Annotated in this window: 14 protein-coding genes, 1 tRNA gene and 1 pseudogene; 6 read left to right on the top strand and 10 right to left on the bottom strand. The window is 63.0% G+C overall.

Features of this window, described 5'->3' with window-relative positions; all coding sequences use genetic code 11:
• The first annotated feature begins 48 nt into the window (after positions 1 to 48).
• Entirely contained in the window at positions 49 to 1,023 is a 975-nt protein-coding gene (locus BV106_RS27775) for a DUF4238 domain-containing protein (protein ID WP_038170225.1), read from the top strand.
• 125 nt (positions 1,024 to 1,148) lie between these two features.
• Here the strand turns inward: BV106_RS27775 and rhuM are convergent.
• Together rhuM and BV106_RS27760 are read right to left on the bottom strand one after the other, a co-directional pair.
• A pseudogene (gene rhuM / locus BV106_RS27770) lies at positions 1,149 to 1,828 on the bottom strand (RhuM family protein); the annotation flags it as partial.
• A gap of 962 nt (positions 1,829 to 2,790) precedes the next feature.
• Positions 2,791 to 2,878, bottom strand: a tRNA-Ser gene (locus tag BV106_RS27760).
• A gap of 163 nt (positions 2,879 to 3,041) precedes the next feature.
• Here BV106_RS27760 and rpsP point away from each other — a divergent pair.
• On the top strand, positions 3,042 to 3,290 hold the full coding sequence (rpsP, locus tag BV106_RS27755; RefSeq protein ID WP_038170221.1) for a 30S ribosomal protein S16: 249 nt from the start codon (positions 3,042 to 3,044) through the stop codon (positions 3,288 to 3,290).
• A 271-nt stretch (positions 3,291 to 3,561) separates the two neighbouring features.
• Positions 3,562 to 3,855: a KH domain-containing protein gene (locus BV106_RS27750; protein WP_051946420.1), complete on the top strand. Its 294-nt coding sequence runs from the start codon at positions 3,562 to 3,564 to the stop codon at positions 3,853 to 3,855.
• Between the two features lie 121 nt (positions 3,856 to 3,976).
• On the opposite strand, the gene BV106_RS27745 is transcribed toward BV106_RS27750, so the two are convergent.
• The 3 genes from BV106_RS27745 to BV106_RS27735 form a co-directional block, all read right to left on the bottom strand.
• Positions 3,977 to 4,864: a fructosamine kinase family protein gene (locus BV106_RS27745; RefSeq protein ID WP_051946419.1), complete on the bottom strand. Its 888-nt coding sequence runs from the start codon at positions 4,862 to 4,864 to the stop codon at positions 3,977 to 3,979.
• A 212-nt stretch (positions 4,865 to 5,076) separates the two neighbouring features.
• The gene (locus BV106_RS27740) at positions 5,077 to 5,547 is read right to left on the bottom strand and encodes a low molecular weight protein-tyrosine-phosphatase (protein WP_081892343.1); all 471 of its coding nucleotides are present in this window, start codon (positions 5,545 to 5,547) and stop codon (positions 5,077 to 5,079) included.
• 61 nt (positions 5,548 to 5,608) lie between these two features.
• On the bottom strand, positions 5,609 to 6,562 hold the full coding sequence (locus BV106_RS27735) for a MerR family transcriptional regulator (RefSeq protein ID WP_051946418.1): 954 nt from the start codon (positions 6,560 to 6,562) through the stop codon (positions 5,609 to 5,611).
• A gap of 347 nt (positions 6,563 to 6,909) precedes the next feature.
• Here BV106_RS27735 and BV106_RS36875 point away from each other — a divergent pair, with 347 nt between their 5' ends.
• Both BV106_RS36875 and BV106_RS27725 read left to right on the top strand, forming a co-directional pair.
• A complete protein-coding gene (locus BV106_RS36875) occupies positions 6,910 to 8,397 on the top strand; it encodes a nucleoside recognition domain-containing protein (protein ID WP_038170243.1) in 1,488 nt (495 codons plus the stop codon).
• Positions 8,398 to 8,725: 328 nt separating this feature from the next.
• Positions 8,726 to 13,849, top strand: coding sequence for an autotransporter-associated beta strand repeat-containing protein (locus BV106_RS27725; protein ID WP_265596139.1), 5,124 nt, complete (start codon positions 8,726 to 8,728; stop codon positions 13,847 to 13,849).
• Between the two features lie 634 nt (positions 13,850 to 14,483).
• Here BV106_RS27725 and BV106_RS27720 read toward each other — a convergent pair.
• The 4 genes from BV106_RS27720 to BV106_RS27705 form a co-directional block, all read right to left on the bottom strand.
• On the bottom strand, positions 14,484 to 15,401 hold the full coding sequence (locus BV106_RS27720; protein WP_265596138.1) for a hypothetical protein: 918 nt from the start codon (positions 15,399 to 15,401) through the stop codon (positions 14,484 to 14,486).
• A gap of 17 nt (positions 15,402 to 15,418) precedes the next feature.
• Positions 15,419 to 17,065, bottom strand: coding sequence for a hypothetical protein (locus tag BV106_RS27715; RefSeq protein WP_038170217.1), 1,647 nt, complete (start codon positions 17,063 to 17,065; stop codon positions 15,419 to 15,421).
• Between the two features lie 23 nt (positions 17,066 to 17,088).
• Positions 17,089 to 17,685, bottom strand: coding sequence for a hypothetical protein (locus BV106_RS27710; protein ID WP_038170211.1), 597 nt, complete (start codon positions 17,683 to 17,685; stop codon positions 17,089 to 17,091).
• Positions 17,686 to 17,901: 216 nt separating this feature from the next.
• Positions 17,902 to 18,885, bottom strand: a complete 984-nt coding sequence (locus tag BV106_RS27705) for a hypothetical protein (protein ID WP_051946417.1) — start codon at positions 18,883 to 18,885, stop codon at positions 17,902 to 17,904.
• 86 nt (positions 18,886 to 18,971) lie between these two features.
• On the opposite strand from BV106_RS27705, the gene BV106_RS27700 reads away from it, so the two are divergent.
• A complete protein-coding gene (locus BV106_RS27700) occupies positions 18,972 to 21,398 on the top strand; it encodes an MMPL family transporter (protein WP_265596137.1) in 2,427 nt (808 codons plus the stop codon).
• On the opposite strand, the gene pbpC is transcribed toward BV106_RS27700, so the two are convergent.
• The gene (gene pbpC, locus BV106_RS27695; RefSeq protein ID WP_051946416.1) at positions 21,297 to 23,747 is read right to left on the bottom strand and encodes a penicillin-binding protein 1C; all 2,451 of its coding nucleotides are present in this window, start codon (positions 23,745 to 23,747) and stop codon (positions 21,297 to 21,299) included. The two genes, BV106_RS27700 and pbpC, sit on opposite strands and share 102 nt — an antisense overlap.
• Between the last annotated feature and the right edge of the window lie 414 nt (positions 23,748 to 24,161).

Below are 24,161 nucleotides of genomic sequence, written 5' to 3'. Positions count from 1 at the left end.
AGGTGCGTCCAACGCTCGAATGGGGTGTAGTATCCAAATCTCTCTTCTATGGCTGATAAGAAGAAGCAACACTTTTTGCCTCAATCGTACTTGAGGCGTTTTGGCGTGCAATCGAACAATAAGATTATTTGTATGCTAAATGTGAAATCTGGGAACTTTAGCGACAAAGCGGCAATTTCCGGGCAGTGCCAAGGTGACTACTTCTACACGAAGGAATCGGATTTTGAGGGGAAGCTGGGAGTGATAGAGTCAAACTTTAGTTCCGCGGTGGGGCAGATGATTGCCAGCGAGACATTGCCGAAAGATCTGAAAGCTTACTATGAAATGTATCTGACTGTGCCGATGATGGTGACTCGCGTTAAAAAGCTGACTGAAGTGGCTTGCGATATGGCCATGGAGAGGATTTTTCGAGAAGGGATTACTTTGACCGATCAAGAGGAATCAGATTTGCGTCGAAGTATGCGTAAACTCTCTGTGAGAGTAGGGGCGCGTAGCAAAAGGGTGTTGTTGGATCTTGAATGTCGCCTTTTGAGATCAGTGACCAGATCTTTTCTTACTAGCGACAATCCGGTGATTACCATAAATCCGGCGTATCAAGATGATGATGTGCCGCCGGGACGGACTGTCGGATTGAGTGCGCGGGGATTGCAAGTGTACCTTCCAATCAGTCCTGCATTTTGTATGATTTACTATGACGAGATGTTCTACAGCATGCCCCGGTCGCATGGAGCGCTTGACATCTCGGCCTCCGATGTGACTGAGCTCAATCGACTGCAGATCCTAAACTGCGACGAAGTTGTCTACTTTTCCAATAGCGCAGAACTTGAAGAGGTCGAGTCAATGGTTAGGGACTGCGTGAGAGAGAAGTCGGGCGGAGGATGCATCCCTCACGTCGGGCGATTTGGTGAAGTGGATCGTCGTTCAAGGCATGCACTTCGATCACCGGGGGTGACTGCTTGCGAGTCAGTTAAGCGACTAATTGTGATCCCATTTGGAACCCGTGAAGTCATGAGTGATGGGTAAAGGGAAGCGGTAGCGGTGTCGGAAATCATTGTGGTTGTATCTGAAGGTGCACCGTAAGGGTCACCAATGGCAACTCACTCATAGATTTGACGGTGTTCAGGCCGCCAGAGACGTCGCTCTCCAAGCCAGTCTTCCATCGTCATGAAGATGCGGCGCTGGGCGCGTTCTTCGGACAGTTCGAAGTAAGTAATTGCGTTCCTGCCCAGCTCTGCACCATGGCGAAGAAATCGCGCGTGGTGGGGGCGTCCTTGTTGTAGTCCACGGCAGTGGCATAGATGTCCGTGATCTTCTGGTAAAAGCGGCGCTCGCTGAGGCGGATCTCGCGGATCTCCTCCAAGAGACGCTCGAAGTAGTACTCGCCCAGAAACGAGCCGTTCTCCATCCGTTTGCGGTCCAGAACATACCCCTTGATGGCAAAGTCCCGCAGCACACTGGTGGCCCATTGGCGGAACTGGGTTGCCCTGACGGAATTCACCCGGTAGCCAACGGAGATGATGGCATCGAGGTTGTAGTGGTCTACCTGGCGGGCGACCTCACGGGCACCCTCGGTTTGAACTATCCGGAAATTCCGGATAGTTGCCTCTCGCTGTAGCTCTGCTTGGTCATAGATGTTCGCCAAGTGCTCGCTGACAGTGCGGACATCCACGCCAAAAAGGTGCGCCATGAGCTTCTGCGTCAGCCAGATTGTCTCATCCTCGTAGCGGACCTCGAGGTCATCGCCACCGGTCTGCGCGGAAAAAATCAGGAACTCTGCGGTGGAGTTCCGGATTTGCTTCTTCTTCTTGGGGGAGTCGTCGTCGCTCATGCTGGCTTGGTATCAATGCGTCCACCTGTTACTTGAGGCAAAATACCGTGCTGTCGTGCTCATGCAAAGGGTTCAAGGAAGAGAGAGTGGCGGTAAGTGTTTCTAGCAACTTCCCAGGAACCTTGACGCGAAATAACTTCCAGACCGCCGCAACTCCTTCGGAGTAGAGATTCTGAAGACGCCCGTACCCCACGTAGGTTCGCTGGAAGCTCGCCAACGTGGGGCTTGTAGCTGCATCCTCTTCGAGGAAGAGCTTCGACTCAGCCTCGTCTCGGTGGTGATTCTCGTTGTGATCACCCAAATGGGCGAAGTTGCCTTGATCTCTTCAGGCCGCAAATCCAGGGGGTGCCTGAACCCTGGGTCTGCGTCCACTTCGTGGCCTTCGCCCTTGGGCTGGGCTCTTTGGGCCTTTCAGGTCCGAAACCGCATGGGACGATGTCGGCCCCATACGAATTGCGTTGCCTGGCAGTTAGACGGGCCACGTGTCAAAAGACCGTCAGCTGCACGCGTACCATTCTCGCGACCCTTCAGGCCGCAAAACCAGGGGGCTGCTTGTACCCAGGGTCTGCGTCCACTTTGTGGCCTTCGCCCCTGGGCTGGGATCTCTGGGCCTTTCAGGCCCGATTCTTCTTGGTTGAATGCTGCTGGCTCATGCAACCGTCGTTAGATGACCGACAGCTGTAGGCGTACCATTCTCGCGACCCTTCAGGCCGCAAATGCAGGGGGCTGCTTGAACCCAGGGTCTGCGTCCACTTCGTGGCCTTCGCCCGTGGGCTGGGATCTTAAGGCCTTTCGGGCCCCGGCGCTTCTGGGTTGGATGGTTCCTTCACTTTGTCCTGCCGTCACATTGAGCATGAGAAGGCGATTGTCGAGGAGGCTCGGATTGGCTGTCGGAAGCCTGGTCGCGTCCGCAAGGGTTAGCGATAATCTCGCGGGAGGAGGTGCCTCATTTTCGGCCACCCTGGCGGAGGGAGAGGGATTCGAACCCCCGGAAACTTACGCTTCAACGGTTTTCAAGACCGCCGCCTTAAACCACTCAGCCATCCCTCCAATTGGTGCTTCCCAGACTCGCGGTGCGAACACTGCGGCAGGGGCAGGGCGGAGTCTAGCGCAGGTCGGGAACATGAAAAGCAAATTCCTGCTTGATTTTTACCCGCGTACTGGCATGCTCCACGCCCACTCATTCACATTCACGTATTCTGTAACGATTACCATGGTTGTCATCCGACTCCGCCGCGAAGGCACGAAAAACCGCCCGTTTTACCGCATTGTGGCCGCTGATCAGCGGTTCCGTCGTGATGGCCGCTTCCTTGAAATCCTTGGTACGTATGACCCGCTCAAGGGCAAGGACAACGCTGAAGTGGACGTGGAGAAGGCCAACGCCTGGATCGCCAAAGGTGCCCAGCCCACGGAAACCGTGCGCAGCATCCTGAAGAAAGCTGCTACGCCTGCCAAGGCCTAAGCGCTTTTCGCAGAGCTCCTCTTTTTTGTCCGCCGCGCTGGTTCGTCCAGCTCGCGGCGGATTTTTTGCGTCCTGATTTGAGGTCGATAGGAGGGGAGGAGGGCTTTGGTTTAACCACAGAGGCGCAGAGGGGGATTCAAATCTCAAAGTTCAAAATTCAAACTTCAATGATCAGCTGGAGGTGAGGCTGGGGTTTGGGGTTTGAGGTGGACGTTGGGGCGAAACTTCACTTTTCACTTTTTACTTACCACTTTTCACTCTCTCTTACCCCATGGACGCCCCTGAAGCCCTTCGCGAGTTCCTCATGTATGTGGTGGCGAACCTGATCGAGCACCCCAAGCAGGCGAGCATCGCCGTGGGGACGACCAGTGCCGGGGCGATCTCGTATCGGATTCAACTCGCGCCGGACGACGTGCGCCGGGTGATCGGGAAGAACGGGTTCACGATCAGTGCCATCCGCTCCCTGGTGAACGTGGCCGCCCAGAAGCACGGAGTGAAGGTGTCTCTGCGCGTGGATGGCGTCAGGGAGGAGGAAGAGGGGCAAGGGGTAAGGGAAGAGGGATAAGTCTTTTTAGACAGAATTTACGGAATTAGGATTTCGGATTTCCAGTTGTTGGCGGCGCTGTGACGACTGCTCTGTTAATTGTGTTAATTCTGTCTAAACCTACTCCCTTGACCCTCTTCCCTTATCCCTGGATGCTCCGGTTCACCCTGTCTAGAAGAGCCTCGGCCTGAGGGGCGTAGGTGCGCCCGAAGAGGTTAAAGTGGTTCAGGATGTGGTAGAGGTTGTAGAGGTCGCGGCGGTGTTCCCAGCCGGGCTGGCGGGGCCAAGTGGCGTCGTAGCCTTCGTAGAAGGAGGGGGTGAAGCCGCCGAAGAGTTCGGTGAAGGCGAGGTCGCACTCGCGGTCGCCGTAGTAGCTGGCGGGGTCGAAGATGACAGGGAGGCCGTGTTCGTCGAAGGCGGCGTTGCCGCCCCAGAGGTCGCCGTGGAGGAGGGAGGGGACCACGGTGGTGCCCGTAAAGAAGGCGGGCAGATTCTCCAGAAGGCGGTCGGCACCAGGGAGGGGGAGGCCTTTCTGCCGGGCGAGACGGAGCTGGAAGCCGAGGCGTTGATCCCGCCAAAAGTCGATCCAGGAATCGGTCCACGCATTGGGCTGCGGCGTGGTGCCGATATAGTTGGCGCGATCCCAACCGAATTTACCCTGAGGTGAGGTGACCCGATGAAGGGCGGCGAGTTGCTCGCCCATGCGGCGGAATTGATGGGAGGCGCCTTTCTGGAGGGCGATGTACTCCAGCACCAGGAAGCTGGAATCCTCCCACGCCTCCCACACGATGGGCTTGGGGACGCGGAGGGTGCCGGTGGCGGCCAGCGTCTGCAGGGCCTGGGCCTCGGCTTCGAACAGGCCGACTTGGTCGGCGGTGTTGACCTTCACGAAGTAGGGCGTGAGGGCCACGAGGACATAACTCTGGTGAATGTCCCCGCCGGGAACGGGGCGAATCTCACAGGCGCCGAGGGGTGAGCCCGTGGCGGTGGTGATAGCGGTGCGGACGCGCTCTGTCAGGGAAGAGGTCACGTGATAGAGTGAGACCTCTTTTAGACAGGATTAACAAGATTTCTATCAGATTAACGGAGAGAGGGAAAAGGGGTAAGGGAAGAGGGATAAGGATTCTTGGAAAGAATTAACAGAATTTACGGAATTAGGGTTCCGAGATTCCGGTTGTTGGTGGCGCTAGGTAGCTGCCGTTTTGAATTCTGGCTAAGCCCTTCTCCCTTGACCCTCTTCCCTTATCCCTGGCCTTGCACCTGTCTTACCAGATTGGCGCAGCCGTCTTCCAGGAGGTCGAGGACGAGTTCGAAGCCAGCAGGGCCGCCGTAGTAGGGATCGGGGACCTCGATCTGGCTGTGGTGGCTGGTGTAGTCGCAGAAGAGCTTGATCTTGGAGTCGTACTGGTCCGTGCGATCTAGCTGGCGGACGTCGCGCAGGTTTTCCTTGTCCATCACGAGGATGAGATCGAAGTCGGCGAGGTCCTGGGCGGTGACCTGACGGGCGCGGTGGACGAGCTTGATGCCCCGGTTCGCGGCGGCGGCGGTCATGCGGGAGTCCGGAGGATTGCCCGCGTGGAGATTGATCGTGCCAGCGGAGTCCACCTCGACCTTGCCCAGCAGGCCTGCCTCGGCGAGCTGGTGCTTCATGACGCCTTCAGCGGCGGGCGAGCGGCAGATATTGCCCATGCAGACGAAGAGGAGGCGGTTCACTGAAGTAAAAAGTAGTTAGTAAAAAGTGAAAAGTGGGGCCTGCGGCGAGAGCCCCAGGGGCCTATTCGCAGCCGCGGACGCTGATTTCCTCGAGGGCGGACTCGATGTCGGCGAGGCAGTTCACGAGGCGGACGTCGGGGACGCGGAGGGCCTGGTAGTAGCCGTAGGCGGCACGGCCTCCGATGAGGAGGGCGGTGTGGGCGGGCATCATGCCGCGGAGCTTGGTGAGCTCATTGGGGACGTTGGGGTCGTCCGAGGGGTACACCATGCTGAGGGCGACGGCGCGGGCCTTGCGGATCTCCACACAGGCGGCGATTTCCTCGGCCGGGAGGGACGGGCCCAGATAGGTGACGCGCCAGCCCAGGTCCCGGGCGGCGGCGGTGGCCAGGAGGGCGCCCACCTCGTGGATCTGGCCGATGGGGGTGGTGACGAGGAGTTCCGGGGCATTGGGCCGGAGCTGGTAATTCCGCGCACCCAGTGCGAGGAAATCCCGCACCACGCTGGTGGCGAGGTGCTCGTGGGAGACGCGCATTTCGCCGCGTCGCCAGGCCTCGCCGACCTCATTCACCAGGGGGGCGATGATGCGGAGCAAGACGGTGCGCTGGCCGTAGCGGAGGCGGGCTTCTTCCAGCAGGTCGCTGATCACGGCCGTGTCCAGCACCTGCACGGCTTCCTTGCAGCGCTGCAGGCACTGTTCGGCAGAGTCGTGAGAAAGGTCCTGCGGAAGCGGCGCGGCAGCCGGGGCGGGGATGACCTCTTTCTTGTAGAGGCCGTAGAGCTCATCCAGGCAGAGGCAGGAGATCTGGCTGATGCGGTGGCCGCAATCCGTCAGCTCCTTCAGGAGGCGCAGGCGCTCGATTTCCTCGTCCGAGTACAGGCGCCGGTTGGAGTCCGTTCGTTTGCAGCAGATCAGGCCGTACCTCCGCTCCCACACCCGGATGGCGTGGGCCGTCAGGCCGGTGCGGTGGCACACAACCTTGATGGGGTGGCGGAGTTCTTTGGAGGCGACTACCATGCGGGGAATAGAGGAAGGGGGAGTATAGCTAGCGTTTTACGTGCGGGCTTCGGGCCGGGAAACAACGGATTTTCCCCGGCGGGGCCCCATGAGAAACGACATCGAACAAAACAGCAAACACCAATATCAGTTTGCGCGGAAAACGGGCAAAAACTGTGCTGGTCAGGGTTGGATACGGATGGGAGGAGTTCTTGGTGCTTCGTTCTTGGTGCTTAGTTGGCGGGGCGCGGGAATCGAGGGGGAGTTTGGAGATTGATTTTTGGATTTTGGATTTTTGCGTTTGGCATTTGCAGTTTCCCCCGCATCCCCGGTTGCTTCCGGGCCTGATCTGCCTTGAGTGCGGCCCCATGCTGAACTACGTCTGGTCTTTTCTGCTGCTCACGGGCCTGGTGGCAGGCGCGCTTTTTGGGAAACTGGACGTGCTGGTGGCAGCGCTGCTGGAGCGGAGCAAGGACGCGGTGCTGGGCATCGCCCTGCCGCTGGCGGGCACGATGATGCTGTGGCTGGGCATCCTGCGGGTGATGGAGAAGGCGGGCCTCATGGAGGTGGTAGCGAAGCTGCTCTCGCCCATCCTGCGCCGCATCTTCCCTGACGTGCCGCCCACGCACCCTGCCATGGGGGCGATCACCATGAACATCGCTGCCAACATGCTGGGGCTGGGCAATGCCGCGACCCCGCTGGGGCTGAAGGCGATGGGCTACCTGCAGGAGCTCAACCCGCAGAAACAGAGCGCGACGAATGCCATGTGCATGTTCCTGGCGCTGAATACGGCCGGCTTCACGCTCATCCCCATGGGGGCGATCATCTACCTCAGCTCCGGCGGGGTGAAGGATCCGTACGCCGTCATTGCTCCCACCCTCATCGCCACCGCGTGTGCCTCCATCACGGCCGTGCTCATGGCGAAGTTCCTGCAGCGTCTGCCCTCCTTCCGCGTGCTGCCGGATGAAGTGACGGCTGATGCTGCCAGCGATGGCGCGGGCAAGTCTGACGCGGCGACCAGCACCACGGACGCCGCTCCTGCGGCCAAGCCCTTCCGCCTTTCTCCCATGCGGGCCATCCTGCTCTCCATCGTCTGCGCCCTCTTTGCCCTGGGCGGGGCCATGGAGTTCTCCAAGGACTTCCGCGCCTCCGTCTTGCGCGCCACGGGCATGGAGGCGGTGATCTCTGCCGCCGAGCAAAGGGCGGCTGAGGCCAAACAACGGCAGGAAGTGCTCAAGGCCGAAGCTGCGGCTGCGGCGGCCGCGAACCCTGCGGAAGCCTCCGCCGTGACGGCAAAAGCCACGGCACCTGCGGACACCTCCGAGTGGCGGAAGGCGCTCAAGTCCGTCTCCGTGCTGGCCATCCCCATCGTCCTGCTCGTAGCCGTGGTCTGGGGCCTCTTCAAAGGCGTGGCCGTGTACGAGGAGATGGTGGAAGGGGCCAAGGAGGGCTTCGGCGTGGCGTTGCGCATCATGCCCTTCCTCGTGGTCATGTTTGCCGCGCTCACCTGCTTCCGGGAGTCGGGGGCGCTGCTGCTTTTGCAGACGGCGGTGCGCCCGCTGCTGGACTTCATCGGCATGCCGGTGGAACTGCTGCCGCTGGCCATCATGCGACCGCTCAGCGGCTCCGGATCCTCCGGCATCCTGAACGAGATCATTCTGCACCCTTCCTCCACCGACACTCTGCGGTACACGGCGGCCATCCTGTACGGGTCCACCGAGACCACGTTCTACGTGCTGGCGGTGTACTTCGGCAGCGTGAGCATCCGCCGCAGCCGGCACGCCCTGGCAGCCGGATTGTGCGCCGATACGGTGGGCATGGGCATGGCTGTTCTGCTGGGCCGTCTCATGTTTTAGCTGGGGACGGCGAGGTAAAACAGGCCGCTCCACCCAGGTGGGGCGTCAGCAGACGGCTTCTGGCACCGCCTGGGGCCTCGTACATTCATTGTGTTCACGAGGTTTCATTGAACCGGGTGGAATCTCCTCCGGACTGGTGAAAATGTGATCAGATCAGGCGCGTGGGTCCTGACGGGTTCCGGTACAAATGTGACCATATGCCGGTGTGGCGGGCGGCGCGGCACACGCGGTGCTGACGGGACGTCTCCGTTCCCCCGTGACCAGGTGAAGGTGTGAGCCAGTCGTGCGGTGTGCCGTCGGTGGCGGGGGGCGAAGCAGCGCCCATCCCATGAAACACCCCCGCCCACATCTGCCCTGCGCCTTCTCCCGTAGCCTGGTTCGACACGCTGCGCTTCTTGCCATGGGCCTCGGCCTGCTGGCCGCTCGGCTTCCGGCGCAGACTCTGACGTGGGATCTCACTCCCGGATCAACGGGGGTGCAGAACGGCAGCGGCACGTGGAACACCACGGTGGCGAACTGGATCGACTCCGTTTCTGGAAACAACGTCACCTGGACGAACAGCGGCCTGGAGGTGGCGCAGTTCGGCAGCACCACGCCGGTGAACCCCAGCGTGGTCACCGTCTCCGGCAACATGAACCTGAAAGGGCTGGTCTTTCTGCCACTGGGCACGACTACACCGGTGTCGGGAACCCAGTACCTCCTCAACGGAGCGGCTGCGAACACGGTGCTGAACTTTGGTGATGGCGGCTACATCGAGATGGCGGACTACTCCTCCGGCGGCTCCCAGTTTGCCGCTCTGGGTGGGAATATCGCGATTCAAGGAAGCAACCTCACCATCCGCAAGACCGCGGGCAGCGGCACGGTCACGCAGTTTCTGAACCTGAACATGGCGTCCAACCCCAATCTCACGGGCACGCTCACCATCGGCAGCTACATCTATCTGGGCGTCACGTCCCAGGCCACCATTGGCAACGTGAGCTCCATCGTGGTCCAGAACAACGGCACTCTCACCTTGGGGCCGACCAATGCGACTTTCACCCAGGCGATCACGGCTGCGGGCTATACCCTCGCCTATGCCGCCATCCGCATCCTGGGTACCAATGTCACCCTGTCCGGCGGCATCACCATGACGGGTGACATGGGCATCCTCACCCACTCGTCCAATACCGGCATCCTCATCAACTCGGCCATCACCGACGGAGGCGGCGGCTATGCGTTTCACCGTTTCTCCCTCACCAAAAACGACGGCACGCTCACGCTCACGGCCGCCAATACCTACGGTGGCAAGACCGTGCTGGGGCGCAACATGGCAGGCTACACCGGCGGCATCACCATTCTCGACTTTGCCGCGACGGGCGCACCGGTGCAGGACATTCTCTACAATGGCGTGGCCACGGCCGGCGGGCTGGAGTTCGCCGGATCTCCCGTGGCGAGCGCCATTGGCAGCTCGCTGCTTATTCTCAATGGCAAGGCGGGGACGGACAACGTGCAGCGCTTTGGCAATGTGTCTGTCACCGGGTTGAAAGGGGACATCCAGGTGAACTCGGGCGCGGGAGGCAGCATGACGCTCCAGCTCGGCACCATCACCCGCACTGGCGCGGGCATGATCTCTTTCACCGGCCCGGTGCAGGGCAGCATCACCACCACCACGCCGGATGGTTTCCTAGGACCCTGGGCCACTTACAAGAGCGGGGCAGGCTATGCCACCTGGGCTCAGGTCTCCGCCGGTGTCATCACCGGCTTCACCGGCAGCACCACCCATGTCACGGGTGTGGCCCAGGCCAGCAATGTGGCCACGCATCTCACGATCGGCAGTACCTCCACGGGAGTCGTCACGCCGGAGGCTGCGGTGAGCTATCTCGCCACCGTATCCATGACGGATACCGCGAGGAATCGCACCGTCGCCATCGGCAGTGGCAATACCTTGCGCCTCGCGGCTGTGGGCGGCGTGCAGATTGCCTCGGATGCGCGGAACCTCACGATCGGTGAACAGGGGGTGAGCAGCTTCCTCTCTGCGGGTGGTTCCTCGGCAGGCACTGGGCAGCTCTATCTAACCAACAACTCCTCCACCTCCCTGCTTACCATTCACTCCGGCATCACGAACAATGCCGGGGGCGGCGCGGTCAATGTGCTCATCAATGGCGCAAGCGGATCCACCACCGTGCTCACGGGCACGGGCAGCTACACCGGGGGCACCACCATCGCCAGTGGGGCGTTGGAGATTCGCAACGGGGCCGCCCTGGGCACCTCCGGGCTCATCTCTGTGCAGGATGGGGCCTCCCTGCGGCTGTCTGGTGGTATTACCTTTAACCGCGCCGTCACGCTCTCTGGGATCGGCACCTCAGTGGGTGTGGAGGGTGCCTTGCGAAATGTCGGTGGAGACAACACCATCGCGGGCGCGGTGACCATTCTTACTCCCGTGAGCATCGTTTCAGACGCCGGCACGTTGCGGCTTCTGGCCGCCACCCCTGCCACCAACGCCATCACGGGCACATTTGCCGTGACGTTCGGCGGGCGGTCCAACATCGTGGTGGATGGGCGCATGAACATCGGCACCGGTACCGTGACCAAGACCGGGAATGGCATGCTCACGCTGAACGGAGACAACAACTTCACCAGCGCAATCACGATCAACGGCGGTGTGGTGCGCGTGGGGCACGCCAACGCCCTGGGCAACAGCGCCGGAACGTTCGGGCTTACCGACATCAATACCGGTACTACCCTGGAGCTGACGGGCGGCGTGACGTTCGCCGCAGAGCCCATCGTGCTGGGCAGCACGGGATTCAACTCCACAGGCGGCATCCGGAATGGCAGCGGGGACAACACTCTCACGGGGCCCATCACGGTGGACAACACCTCGCGCATTGAATCCCTGAGCGGCACGCTCACCCTGGATGTCGCCTCGGGCAATGCCATCATCAAGGACAACAGCGGCAGCAACCGGTCGCTCACCTTTGGCGGGGCGGGAAACATCGTGGTGTTGGATGCGATTGCCCGGCAGAATACCGGAGCCTTTACCGTCACGAAGGACGGCACGGGGACCCTCACCTTGAAGGCGGTGAACACTTATGACGGAGCCACGACGGTGAATGCGGGCGAGATGCATCTGGACTACACCGGCCTGGCCACGCCCACGAACCTGCTCTACAACGGACTGTCATCCCCAGGGGCGCTCCGGCTCGCGGGCGGCACGCTCCGGCTCACAGGCAAGACGGGCGGCGGAGTCAGCACGTCCCAGTACTTTGGGAACTTCTCCATCGGCATTGGCATGTCGAACCTGAAGCTCGTGCAAAACGGCGGGGCGGGCGTCACGGTGGATCTAGGAAACCTCGCCCGCGCCAACTCGGCCAGCATCCTGCAGATCGACGCGGTGACGGACGCGCCTGATACCACTGGCACGGGCGGCCCCATCAATCTCACCACCACCGGAGGCGTGGACAACGCCATCATCAGCCACGACGGCATCGTCTCCTTCACCTGGGGGAAGAGCGACTGGGCGGCCACCACGGCCAAGTCGGGTGACCGGCGGCGCATTGTGGGGCTCTCCAGCATTGCAGGCGGCTACACCGCGGGCACGGCCAGCACCCTGGCCGGAAATGCCGATGTGGTGCTGGGGGCGGGCGTGATCCAGCTCAGTGACTCCACGGACATCACCAGCCTGCGGTTTAATGCAGCGCAGAGCAGCTACCTTGGTATGGGCACCGGGGTGATCCTGACCACCGGCGGCATCCTCGTGGGGGAGGGCGTGGGGGCGAATACGACCTACATCGACGGCGGCATCCTCCGCAGTGCCTCCACCGGCACCAGCTTTGACCTCGCAGATCTCGTGGTCATCCAGAACAACACCCAGGGGGATCTTGTCATCAGCTCTGTCATTGCCAACAACGCCACCGCTGCCAGCCAGACGACGCTGACGAAGGCCGGTGCGGGCACCGTGGTGCTGGAGACGGCGGTGCACACCTTCACCGGGACCGTGTCGGTGGTGGAGGGCACGTTGTGGTTGAAGTCCGGGAGCATCAACAGCGGCACGCAGTTCACGATTGGCGGCGGGGCCGCCAGCGGCAAGCTCAAGGTGGGGAATAACACGGCCAGCCTCACCCTGCAGGGCGACTGGCTGCGCACGGAAGGCTACGGCACGGCGAACGCTGTGGTCGGCGGTGGCACGTTTGTTTCCAAGATTGTCATCGACTTTGACGCCCTGGTCAGTGACTTCCGGCGCGGCACCATCGGCGGCACCGGCATTTATGAAAACAACATCGGTGTCGAGGTGTCTGCCAACGCGGCGCTGCTCCAGCTCGGGGCAAACAACACCTATGCAGGCAGGACCACCATTCAGCGCGGGATCGTAGAGGTGGAGACACTGGCGAACACCGGGCAGACCAGCTCGCTCGGGACGGGGGATTTCGGTGGAGATGCCAGCAACTCGATCATCTATCTGGCCGGTCTTTCGAGTGGATCGGGCCTCACGGTGGAGTCGACCCTGCGCTACGTGGGCTCCACGAACTCCGTGACCAACCGTTCTGTGCAGATCAACAACAACGGCACCCAGTCGGCCATTGCCGCTGCAGTGGGCATCATTGAGAACACGGGCACTGGCACGTTGCAGTTCACCTCGCTCTTTACCGCGGCGGGGACCAACACGAACGCCCGCAAGCTCCGGCTGGCCGGCACCAATACGGGTGACAACCGGATCGTTGGCATCAGCGATGTCGACGGCACGATCAAGACTCAGATTGAGAAGACCGGTGTCGGGACCTGGGGCATCACTGGCAGCAATACCTACAGCGGGGGGACGGCTGTGACTGCGGGGATTTTGCAGGCGCTCAATACGGCGGCGGTCGGCACGGGCTCCGGCTCTGCGACCGGCACGGGCGTGGTCACGGTGGCGGCAGGTGGAACCCTGGCGGGTACAGGGCGCGTGGCTCCCGCTGCAGGAAATCATGTGCAGGTGAGCGGGTCCGTCTCCGTGGGAAATACGACGCTCGCAGTGGCTCAAGCCAGCCGGTTGGAGATCGCCACCAGCGGCAGCGGGGTGCTCACCTTCAAGACCGGCAGCAGCCTGGCGCTGGATCTGTTCACCGGTGTGGGATTGGGAAATAACGATGGTGTGACAACGGCGTCGGACGTCATGGTGGTGAACGGCTCGCTGGTGATCGAGAACGGGGCGACGCTCGTGTTGGGGAATCCCAACCAGATGATGGAATGGACCGCCAACGATTCCTGGAAACTCTTTGACTGGAGCGGGCTAAGCTCCCGCACCGGGGAGTTCAGTGTGCTGTCTCTACCAGCCCTGGGGGGCGGATTGTCATGGGATACGAGCAAGCTGTATGTGGATGGGACGATTGCCGTGACGGCCGTGCCCGAGCCGGGGCGGATGATGTTGTTGTTGGTGGCGGCGGGCGTGGTGGGGTGGCGGCGGAGGAGGGAGTTCGGTAGTTCGGTAATTCAGTGATTCAGTGGGGGTGATGGGCGGTGGGGAGTGGGTTGGTGGTTGTTCGCGCGTTCCTTTGGCGACTGAGCCGACGGGGACCGTCGGACTACGCTGGAGCGTGTCTTCGGGAGTAGTCCGGACGTGCCGTCCGGCTATGGGAGCAGAGGGGTGGTGCGTGGAATACGGTGGGGGTGCTGGGCGGGTGAGGGAGTGGGTTGGTGGTTGTTCACGCGTTCCTTCGGCGTACTGAGCCGACGGGGACCGTCGGACTACGCTGGAGCGTGTGTATGGGAGTAGTTCGGACGTGTCGTCCGGGTGGGAAGCGGAGGGGTGGTGCGTGGAATACGGCGGAGGTGCTGGGCGGTTTTCGGGTGCTCTGGTGGTTGATTGCGCGTTCCTTCGGCGACTGAGCCGACGGGGACCGTCGGACTACGCTGGAGCGTGTCTTCGGGAGTAGTCCGGACGTGCCGTCCGGGTGCGGGAGCGGAGGGGTGGCGCGTGGGAGATTAGGCGGAGGTGCTGGGCGGTTTTCGGGTGCTCTGGCGGTTGATTGCGCGTTCCTACGGCTCTCTGAGCCGATGGGGACCATCGGACTACGCTGGAGCGCTGCCCCCTTATCCCTCTTCCCTTAACCCTTGCCCCTTCCTCGACTCCCTTATTCCCTCTCCTTGGCCTTCCTCGGCTCGGCGAAGATCACGTTCTTCACCAGCATCTGGCCCAGGGGCAGGTTGCTGCGCATTTGCAGCAGTTCATTGGTCACGTCCTGGGTGAGGGTGATGTGGCCGATGCGGAAGATGCGAAACGTTTGATCGGAACCGGTGGCGCGATCGGCGCTGAGGGTGGCGGTGAGGTCGTTGCCATCGAAGAAGGCGCGAATCTCCACGTCGCTGTCCAGCTTGGCGGCGGAGAAGACGATGTTCAGATCATAGGTGCCAGCGGGCAGGCTGGGTACGGTCCATTCGGCCACGCCGAGAGACAAGGTCTTGGCGGAGGGGTCTGCGGGGACTCCCTGTACCTTGGCCATGTTGGCGTGCAACACGAACCCGGGGCGTTTGCCTGGACCGGGGCCAGGACCGGTTCCAGGGGGACCAGGAGGTGGAGGAGGCGATCCTGGCGCTGCCACCATCGGGGTGCCCCCGACCACGGGAGGAGGAGCGGGATGGAGCGCGGTGTAGGGCATGGCTCCACCGTTGGCGATCAACTGCTTCACCTGCTCGATCTCCTTCTCGACGGTTTTGGCGTCGGAAAGGCGGGCGCGGGCGGTGAGCTGCTGGCGGAGCAGCTCCAGCTGGCGCATGTAATCCTGCAGCACTGGGGCGTGCAGGCGGCGCAGGTTGGATTTGTAAGTGGCATCCAGCGTGTCCAGCCGGGACTGAAGGCCGGGTGATGCGGCTGCCGCAGGAACGGCCGCTGCGGCAGCGGGGGCCGCGGCCGGGGCGCTCACTGGCGCGGGTGCAGGGCTCTGCGCGTGCAGTGCCAAACCAGACGAGGACAAGGAAACAACCAACGCTGCCGCACGGCACAAGCCAGGGAGGAGGGAGGGCTGGGAAATGGAGGGCAGGGGGCGCATCACGAGGTTCGCTGAGCAATTCAATTCGCGGTCGTGTTCGTACTCGTATTCGCGTTCGCGGGAAGCGCAGTCTTTTCCTGGTCGGGTGAGACCGCCCAGGCACCTGGCGGGATGGGGCGCTGCCGGGCCAGTTTCTCGCGTTCCTTGAGGTTGGAGAGCGTCATTTCCTCGAAGCGGCGGGGATTCTTGGCCCGGGCGGTGGGCGTGTTCACACAGGCGAGGCCGTTGTCCACCAGGACGCCTGCGAAGTCGCCCACGCCCTCAAGCTGTACGGCCACCAGCAGGTGACCGTCTGGATCTTTGGTGCCGCGGGTCAGGATCTTGAGCGGACGGCCCTGGAGGAAGGCATCGGTAAAGACCTGGGCCTGCTTGCCCAGGAGGTAGACGTCATCTGGCTCCAGGCCAAAGTAGTCGCTGCACATCTTGACCTGGGCCCCGCCGTGGACGGAGAGGGGCGGGCAGGTCACCCACAGAAGGCGGACGGGCACGGACTCGCCCTGGTAGCTGACGAGAAACTCATCGCCCGTGTTGTTCACGCTGGAGATGTAGGTGGCACCTTCCCATTCCTTGAACCCTTGTCCGCGCAAGCTGGTGGTGGGCGGTGCGGCATTGCTCACGGCGCTGATGCGATCTGGCCGCTCCAGCAGGCGCTGCACCGCGCGAGTCTCCCCCTGGAGATCGGCCACGGTTTCCTCGTCATTGCGGGCGTGGGCCTGCTCGGACATCTTGTTCACCTTCTCGACGTAGGCATCCACGTAGGGCTTGATGGCCAGCTGGATGCGGGCCACGCGGCTCTCGTTGATTTTGGTCACTTCATCCACGGCAGGGGCCGGTGGCGCGCTGCCATCCGCCGGGTCAGCCGGGGCGGGTGGGGGCGTGTCACCCTCCTTTACCGGGGTGAGGCGCACTTCCTTCAGGCGCATGACCCCGCCGGAACCGTTGGTGCGGGTAATTTTTACCGCGAACCGGGCGGAGGTGCGGTTGAGCGTGATGGGGGCGAGCTGGAGGTAGGCGGGCTTGTCCCAGCCTCCCGTATCCTTCACCTGGCCGGTTCGGCGGTTCATGCTCGCACCTGCCAGGCTGGAGTCCTCGTAGAATTCAAACTCGCCACCCGTGATGGGGTCCTCACTGACCATGTAGATGCTCATGCGGGTGGGCTGATCACCCATGGGGGCGACGGAGTAGGTCACCACCACATTGTACTTCCCCGGGACGATCTTCTGCACATCCCAGACGGCGATGCTGCCCACGGTCTTCCAGTTGGTCAGGTCACCGGCGGTGCGGTCATAGGAAACGGTGCCACTGGGGCGGGCATCGGCGGCCTTGAGTACCACCACATTGGAAAGCGTGGGATCATCCAGCGACTTCGCGTAGAGGTCGGCCAGCTCCTGGCGCAGACGCTGTGCGGTGAGAGCCTGCTCATAGTCGCCCTCCGCGCCCACCTCACGGGCCAGATTGCCCAGAGCCACGGCATATTGCTCCGCCAGGGTCTTGGAGGAGGAGAGAGCGCGCAGCGCGTACTGCTGGCGCAGCTGGCTCAGCTCCACGGGCTCTCCGGGAATGACGGCGGTGGGCGGCGTGGGGGCCGCGGTCGCTGGCGCTTGAGCAGGGGAAAGGCTGACAAAAGTCAGGTGCGGCAACAACAGCAGAGCAAGACGCGTTTTCACCGGCTTGAGAAATGGGAAAGGGATTAACGGGCAGCCGGCATGAGTACCAGACCATAAACGCGCAGAGAGGAGCTTTTCTCAGGCGCTTTTGCTTTCAAGGTGAGACTGCTGCTGCCATCGCGGACGCGCAGGGTGCCCAGAGACTTCTCCTCTGCCTGCTTCAGGGGCGGGCGGCAGGTCGCGGTCAGGGAGTAGAAGGACTCCTGCAGGATCACCTCGCCATCGTCTGCGGTGTAGCGTAGCAGCACCTCGTAGCCGCCGGGCGGCAGATCGGGGAGCTTCCAGGTGGCGGTGGCTCCCGGCTTGCTGAAGCCGCTCAGGGTGGTGCCCTGGGCATCCAGCGTCAGGCCATTCAGCACGGCATCGCTGAGCTTGAACTCGATCTTTTCCGGCAGGCTCTTGGCCAGCAGACTCAGGGCTTGGGCCTTCAGGGCGGGAAGCTCTTTCTCCAGGGCCGCGATTTCCTTCTCCAGCTTGAAGCGCTCATCCCGGGCGCGAATGGCCCCGGCAAAGTCCTGGGCGAACGCCAGCTTCTTTTCCAGAGCGATCAGCTCATCGCGCTGGGTGCGCTTCTCCGGCAGAATGGCGCCGACCAGATCCTGGCGCAGTTGCAGCTTCATGGACCGCAGATCCCGCTCGGGGGATGTGTCTTGCGCGGCAGAGGAATGCTGGGAAGCAAATAACAATACCGCCAGAAGGGCGGCTGAGACGGCCCGTGAGGGGAGGATAGAGAGTGAGGAGAATAGGCGGACAGGCAAAGGAGACGCGCGGGTGCTGATTTGTACGGAATTACTCCTTATCCAGCATAATGATTACCATGATGGCGGCAAGCCCATTCAGTGGGAACCAGACGTTCGTTTTTCCACGACCGCCTCGATTTCGAGGTCCAGTTCCTGACGGCAGATGTCTGCCTGCAGGAAGGTGGCCTGGTGGCTCGCCAGCCCCAGCTCCTCAGTGAGCCAGTCTTTGATCAGCGGAAGCGCCTCGGCGTGACGCAGATAGCACTTGAAATCCCGGCGCACGATCCCGGCCTTCGCGGCGGCCTCAGGGCCACGCAGGGCCTCCATCATGTCCATACGATCGAACATGATTTCGATGTTGTGCATGGTGGTGCGGAACTGGGTGTGCCAGTCGCCCTCACCCACGGTGCGGTGCCCCTCAATGCTGGCCGTTCCGCTGAGGTATCCCGTGGTGGTCCCGCCCTCGGTCACCAGCACGGCCCGGGCAAAGCTGGGCGGCTTGGGGCCGTAGTCAGAGGGGTAGTGGTAGGCAGGGACTTGGGAGGGATTCTCCAGATAGACCGGGTGGGTCTTGCCCGCGATGAACGTGAGAATGAACTGGCTGCCCCCGATGCCCACGCCGGATGCGGCTGGCATGTAGGCCCGCAGATCCCGACCAAAGCGCTGCTCGAAGGCCATCCACCGGCCCAGGTTGAACTGGCGGTACCGCTCCAGACCGTGGTCGCTCTCATTGATGTGCGGCACATAATTCCAGATCCGGTGGAGGTAGAACCCGCGGGCGGTGCAGAGCTCCAGAAGCTGGGAGTAGGCGGCGTGAATGGGCTCCTCCAGGCGGCCCTCCACATTCACCACCACGGCCCCATGCAGGTGATCGCTGGACTCAAGAAAATAGAATGGCCCCTCCTGGCGGGCGGTGGCTCCGGCGGTGAGCCACTTTTCTTCGAAATGGCCGTGCAATCCTGGGATGGGCAGATCCAGCCGACAGGTGCCTGGAAGGTGGCTCAGGGCGCTGGTCTTGGCGTCAAAATGAACTTCAAAATGAGGGACATGGGGGCCTGCGAGCACATCAGGGGACATCATGGGGATTAACGCTTTTTTAGGATGAAAAGTCAAACTCTTGCACAGTCACTCATGGACGTATGGACCGGGGTGTTTATTCTCCCGCCATGCGATTTTGGATGCGACTGGGGCTGATGATTCTGGTGGCGGTGCTGACCGTCTTTGGGGTCAAGCGGCTGCGCCTGGACACGGACATTCTGGGGACCCTGCCGGCGGACCTGCCGGAGGCCAGGGGATTGCGCATCCTGCGGGACGGTTTCTCTGGTGGGGACGAGTTGCTCGTCGGCCTGGTGGCCCCGGATACGGAGACCGCTGCGGCCAGCGTGGCCGCGCTGGGGGAGCACCTCCGCGGGGCCAGCCACCTCGTGCGGAGCGTGGAGTGGGCCGGTACCTTGGAAAATCCGGACACCGCCGCCGCGCTGCTGGCCTGGGCGCTCCAGAACGTCCCGCCGGACCGGATTGCCCGACTGGAAAGCCAGCTCGGGCCGGACAAGCTGGCCGCCCATCTGGAGCGGGTGTTGGAAAAGCTGGCGAGCTCCCCGGATCCGGCCGAGGTGCAGCGCTGGTCCTATGATCCCCTGGGTCTCCTCGATGCCGTGGATCTGGGAGGGCTGACCTCCATGGACGATGCGGGGTTCAGCACCGCCTCTGCCGATGGCACGGTACGGCTGCTGCTGGTGGCTCCGAAGGAGAAGCTCACCGGGTACAAGCGGGCCAGTGCCTGGATGGCGGAGCTGCAGGAGGAGATTCTCAAGTGGCAGAACGCGGGAGACGACGCCCGCCACCGCCTGCAATTTCTCTACACCGGGGAGCCCTCCTTCATGGCAGAGACCGGGTCCGGCATTGAGCGGGATCTGAGCGGCACCATCGGGCTGGCCACAGTGCTGATCGCCGCCCTCTTCTGGTTCATGTTCCGCCGGTGGAAGATGCTGCTCTGGATTCAGGTATTGCTGGCGCTGGTGGTGCTGTTCAGCCTGGCTCTGGGCGGCTGGGCACTGGGGGAGCTGTCTATTATGAGCCTCGGGTTTGCCTCCATCCTGCTGGGCATCGCGGTGGACTATGCGGTCTTCATCCTGCAGGAGGGCATGGATCACCCGCATCTCTCGGCCGCGGAACTGCGCCGCAGTGCGCTGCCACCTATCTTCGGCGGGGCCTGCACCACGGCCACGGTGTTTCTGGCGTTACTCTTCAGCGGTCTGCCGGGTCTGGCGGACATGGGGCTGATGGTCGCCCTGGGGGTGATGGCGGGCTTCGCCGTCATGGTGCTCATCATGCCGGAGCTGGTGGTTCGCGGAAAGGTGCGCCCCACCGTGCTGCCTGAGCGCCAGTCCACGGTCTCCCCCCGTACCGGTCTGCTGGCCACCGCGGGGGTGCTGCTCATCATGGTGGGCATCTTTGTGGTACGCGGATTCCCGGGTTTCCAGTCCAGCTCGGCCGTGCTGCGCCCCGCGCACAGCCAGTCCATGGCGGGATGGGAGCGCTTGCAGCAGGCACTGGGCAAGCCGGACCAGGCCACGGTACCGCTCATCGCCACCTCGCCTGACTGGCAGAGCGCGCGTGAGCGCATGTCTCCGGGCATGAAGGTGCTCGATCAAGCCCGGCGTGAAGGTTTGATCCGCCAGCATTCCCTGCCCGTGGCATTGCTTCCGGATGCGGCGGCTCAAGGAGCCAACCGCCCGCGCTTGGTGCAGCTGGCCAGTCAAAAAGCAAGGCTGAACGCCGCGGTGTTGGAGGCGGGATTCACAGAAGACGCCTTGCAGCTCTCCGACCGTACGCTGGCTGTTCTTGAAAAGCTCGGGCAGGGGAATGGGGAGGCGCAGCCCTTGCCCAGCGAGCCGGTGGCGGCAGGCGTGGTGGGACGTTTCTTTAATCCTCGTGCCCCCCAGGGCGGTTCCGTGCTGCTGGGCTCCGTCAGTTTCGCGGGGGAACCCGGCAGTCCGGATCTCGCCAAACTGGAAGCGCTGAGCCAGCGCCTCGTGGGGCAGGATGTGCATCTGGCCGGGTGGGAGACGCTCGGACCGTCGCTCTCTGCCCGCATCAAGAAGGATCTCACCCGGCTCATGCTGCCGTTGCTCCTCGTGCTCGCCATCATGCTGGCGCTCACCTTTCGCAACGTGGTGGACTTTGCCCTCTGTCTCCTCATGCTCTTCATGGGCATCGCCGCGCTGGCGGCCACCATGGCCCTGCTGGGCCAGTCTTGGAACCTGGCGAATGTGGCATCTCTGCCTCTGCTGTTGGGACTGGGGATCGACTACGGCATTCACATGCTGCTCGCCATGAAACGGGATCACAACGATATCAGCAAGGTGTGGGCCACCACGGGCAGGGCGGTGTTTTTCTGTGGAGTCACGACCATCATTGGCTTCATGAGTCTCGTCTTCGCCAGCAACGGCGGGGTGGCCAGTCTGGGGATTGCCTGCTCCGTGGGCAGCCTATGGACGCTGGTCTTCGCCCTGTGGCTGCTGCCCCACTGGCGCGCCTGGCTGGGCGGGAATCGGGATGGGGCGGGAGCCGGGCCGACGGAGGGCCGCTGAGGGCGGCGGGCGCACCTCGATGCGGACGCGGGCCAGATCTCCGCTGTCGGGCTGGCGGGCCACCAGCTCATGGTGACCCACGGTGAGCCGGGCATAGGGCTGGTCTTGATCCAGGGCGATCTCCAGCGTGGGAGAGGTCCACTGGAGGCCCTCAGGAGAGGCCTCCAGCATCAGGCGCTGACCTTGGTCCCGCAGGTCGGGATCGAGGTAAAACACGCTGCCGTCCAGCGGGGTGGTGATGCGGGGCGGCGTCATGAGCGGCTCCGCGGGACGCAGGGCGACCATGCCGGTGAGCCAGTGATCACTGCGCGCCAGCCAGGCGGAGTATTCCAGGGGCAGGTAGGCCCGGCCCGTCTCTGTCTGGTAATCTGCCGCGAGAGCGGGCGGGGGCAGGGTGCCGGGGAGGAAGTACTCCTCCCGGCTCATCCCCACCAGCGGGGACTGCGCGGTGACGCGACGGCCGTTGCGGGGATCCACCTTGGCCCGGACGAGGTCTGCGGGCGGCGTGTACCAGGAGGTGCCCCGGGTGTCATGCAGGTGGGTGAAGATCTCCCGGAAGACCGGGCCCGCCCCCGTGACTCCTGAAACCTGGTTCATCGGGGTGTTGTCGAAGTTCCCCACCCAGACTCCCACGGTGAACTCCGGGGTGAATCCCATCGTCCAGTTGTCCCGGTAGTTGGTGCTGGTGCCCGTCTTCACCGCGCAGGGGAAGGGCATGCGGATCACCGAGTGGGGGCCGAAGGTCAGCACCCGCGCCTGGTTGTCAGAGAGGATGTCCGCAATGAGGAAACAACAAGCGGGTTGGAAGAGCGGGGGCGCTTCCGTGGCTGATGAGGCGGGCGCGGTCGGCTGGAGCAGCGTCCAGGGCTGGGTCTTCCCCATGCGGGCGATGCTGGCGTAGGCATTGGCCAGCTCCAGCAGCCGCACGGGCGCATTGCCGATCGTCAGGCCCAGTCCGTAGTGATCCGCCGCCTGGTCCAGGGTGGTGATGCCGGCGTTCTGCAGGGTTTCGAGAAGCAGCGTCTCCCCACCCAGTTGCTGCAGCACTTTCACGGCGGGGATGTTCAGGGAGCTGCCCAGGGCGGTGCGCAGCGTCACGGGGCCGTTGAGCTTGCGGTCATAGTTCTCCGGTCGATAGAGTCCCGTGGGCGTGGTGTACTCCACCGGCAGATCCGGGATGATGCTGGCCGGGGTGAATCCACGCTCGAGGGCGAGGAGATAGGTAAAGGGCTTGAGCGCCGACCCCGGTGAATGCGGGGCCCAGGCTCCGTTGATTTGGCCGCTGTCGGTGCCGAAGAAGTCGCGGGATCCCGCCAGCGCCAGCACCCTGCCGGTGGCATTCTCCAGCACCACGGCCGCGGCCTGGGTGACGTGCTTGCCCTCCAGCAGGCTCAGGCGATGCTGGAGGATTGCCTCCACCCGACGCTGGAGATCGGGGGCGATGGTTGTTTGAAAGGTGTCCGGAAGCTTCCCGGTCGTGGCTGCGGTGGTCTGTTGTTGCAACAGCAACTCCACGGCGTGCGGAGCGCTGAAGCCACCCGTGCCGCGTTGCAGCTTCAGCGGCTCTGCGATGGCCAGTTCATAGGCCTCGCCCGTGAGCCAGCCCGCCTCCTGCATCTTCTTCAAGACATGCTGCTGGCGTTTGCGGAGGGCCTTCAGGTTCTTGAAAGGGTTGAGCCGCGACGGTGCCTGGGGGAGGGAGGCCAGAAACGCACACTCCGCCGGGGTGAGGTCGCGCAGGGGTTTGTTGAAATAACCTTGGGCCGCGCCGCCGCAGCCGGTGAGCAGGTTGCCGTAGCTCACCCGGTGCAGGTATTCCGGCAGGATCTGCTCCTTGCTCCAGGACATCTCCAGGCGGCGAGCCTGCAGGGCCTCGGTGATCTTCGTCAGCAGATTGCGGGGCTTGCGCTTCTCTGCGGAGATCTTGATAAGCTGTTGTGTGATGGTGGACGCACCCGACACCACCTGGCCATGGCGGAAGTTGTCCCGCGCCGACCGGCTGATGGCGAGGAGATCCACCCCGCTGTGGCTGAAGAAACGCTTGTCCTCCGCCGCGAGCGTTGCGTGCAGCAGCGCGGGAGGGATCCGCTCAAAGGGCACGGGGGCGCCGACACGCTGTCCGTCCTCGGTGAGCATTTGTCGGAGAGGCGTGCCATCCGCCGCCAGGAAGGTGGGGGACACGTTTTGGGGTTTCAGGAGTCCCTCTGGAAGCGGGACCGCCCAGGGGAGAATCCACCAGCCGAGGGCGAAGAGAGCCAAGCTGCCGAGGGTTGCGAGCAGGAGCCGCCGTTTGAAGGTGGTCGGCGCAGGTGAGGCTGGGGAAGTGGGGGAAGCGGAGTTGGGTTTCATGCCGCACCTCCTTGGGGACGGGGTGGTTTCGAAGTGCGGAGCGGCTGCGGGGTGCGATGGACGACTGCAGGTGAATTGGGCGTGCGACCCTGCGGCGACTGAGCCGACGGGGACCGTCGAACTACACCCGTGCATCGCTTCAGGGGTAGTCCGACGGTCCCCGTCGGTCCGGCAGCGGAGGTGAGGCATGAGAAATGCGGTGGCGTCTTTGACCGCTCGCCGCATCCGCCCGCGTTGGTCCGCGCGTTCCTAGAGTAAGACGGAACCAACCGGCGACCTCCGCGAGCTGCTTCAGTACGTGGCGAGAGACGCGCAGGCTGAAGGGGGCAATGGCTGGGCGCAGGTGAATTGGGCGTGCGGCCTTGCGGCGACTGAGCCGACGGGGACCGTCGGACTACACCCGTGGATCGCTTC

This window comes from Verrucomicrobium sp. BvORR106, from assembly GCF_000739655.1.
In the GTDB taxonomy this organism is placed as follows: domain Bacteria; phylum Verrucomicrobiota; class Verrucomicrobiia; order Verrucomicrobiales; family Verrucomicrobiaceae; genus Verrucomicrobium.
This window is presented reverse-complemented; position numbering and strand designations above follow the sequence as displayed.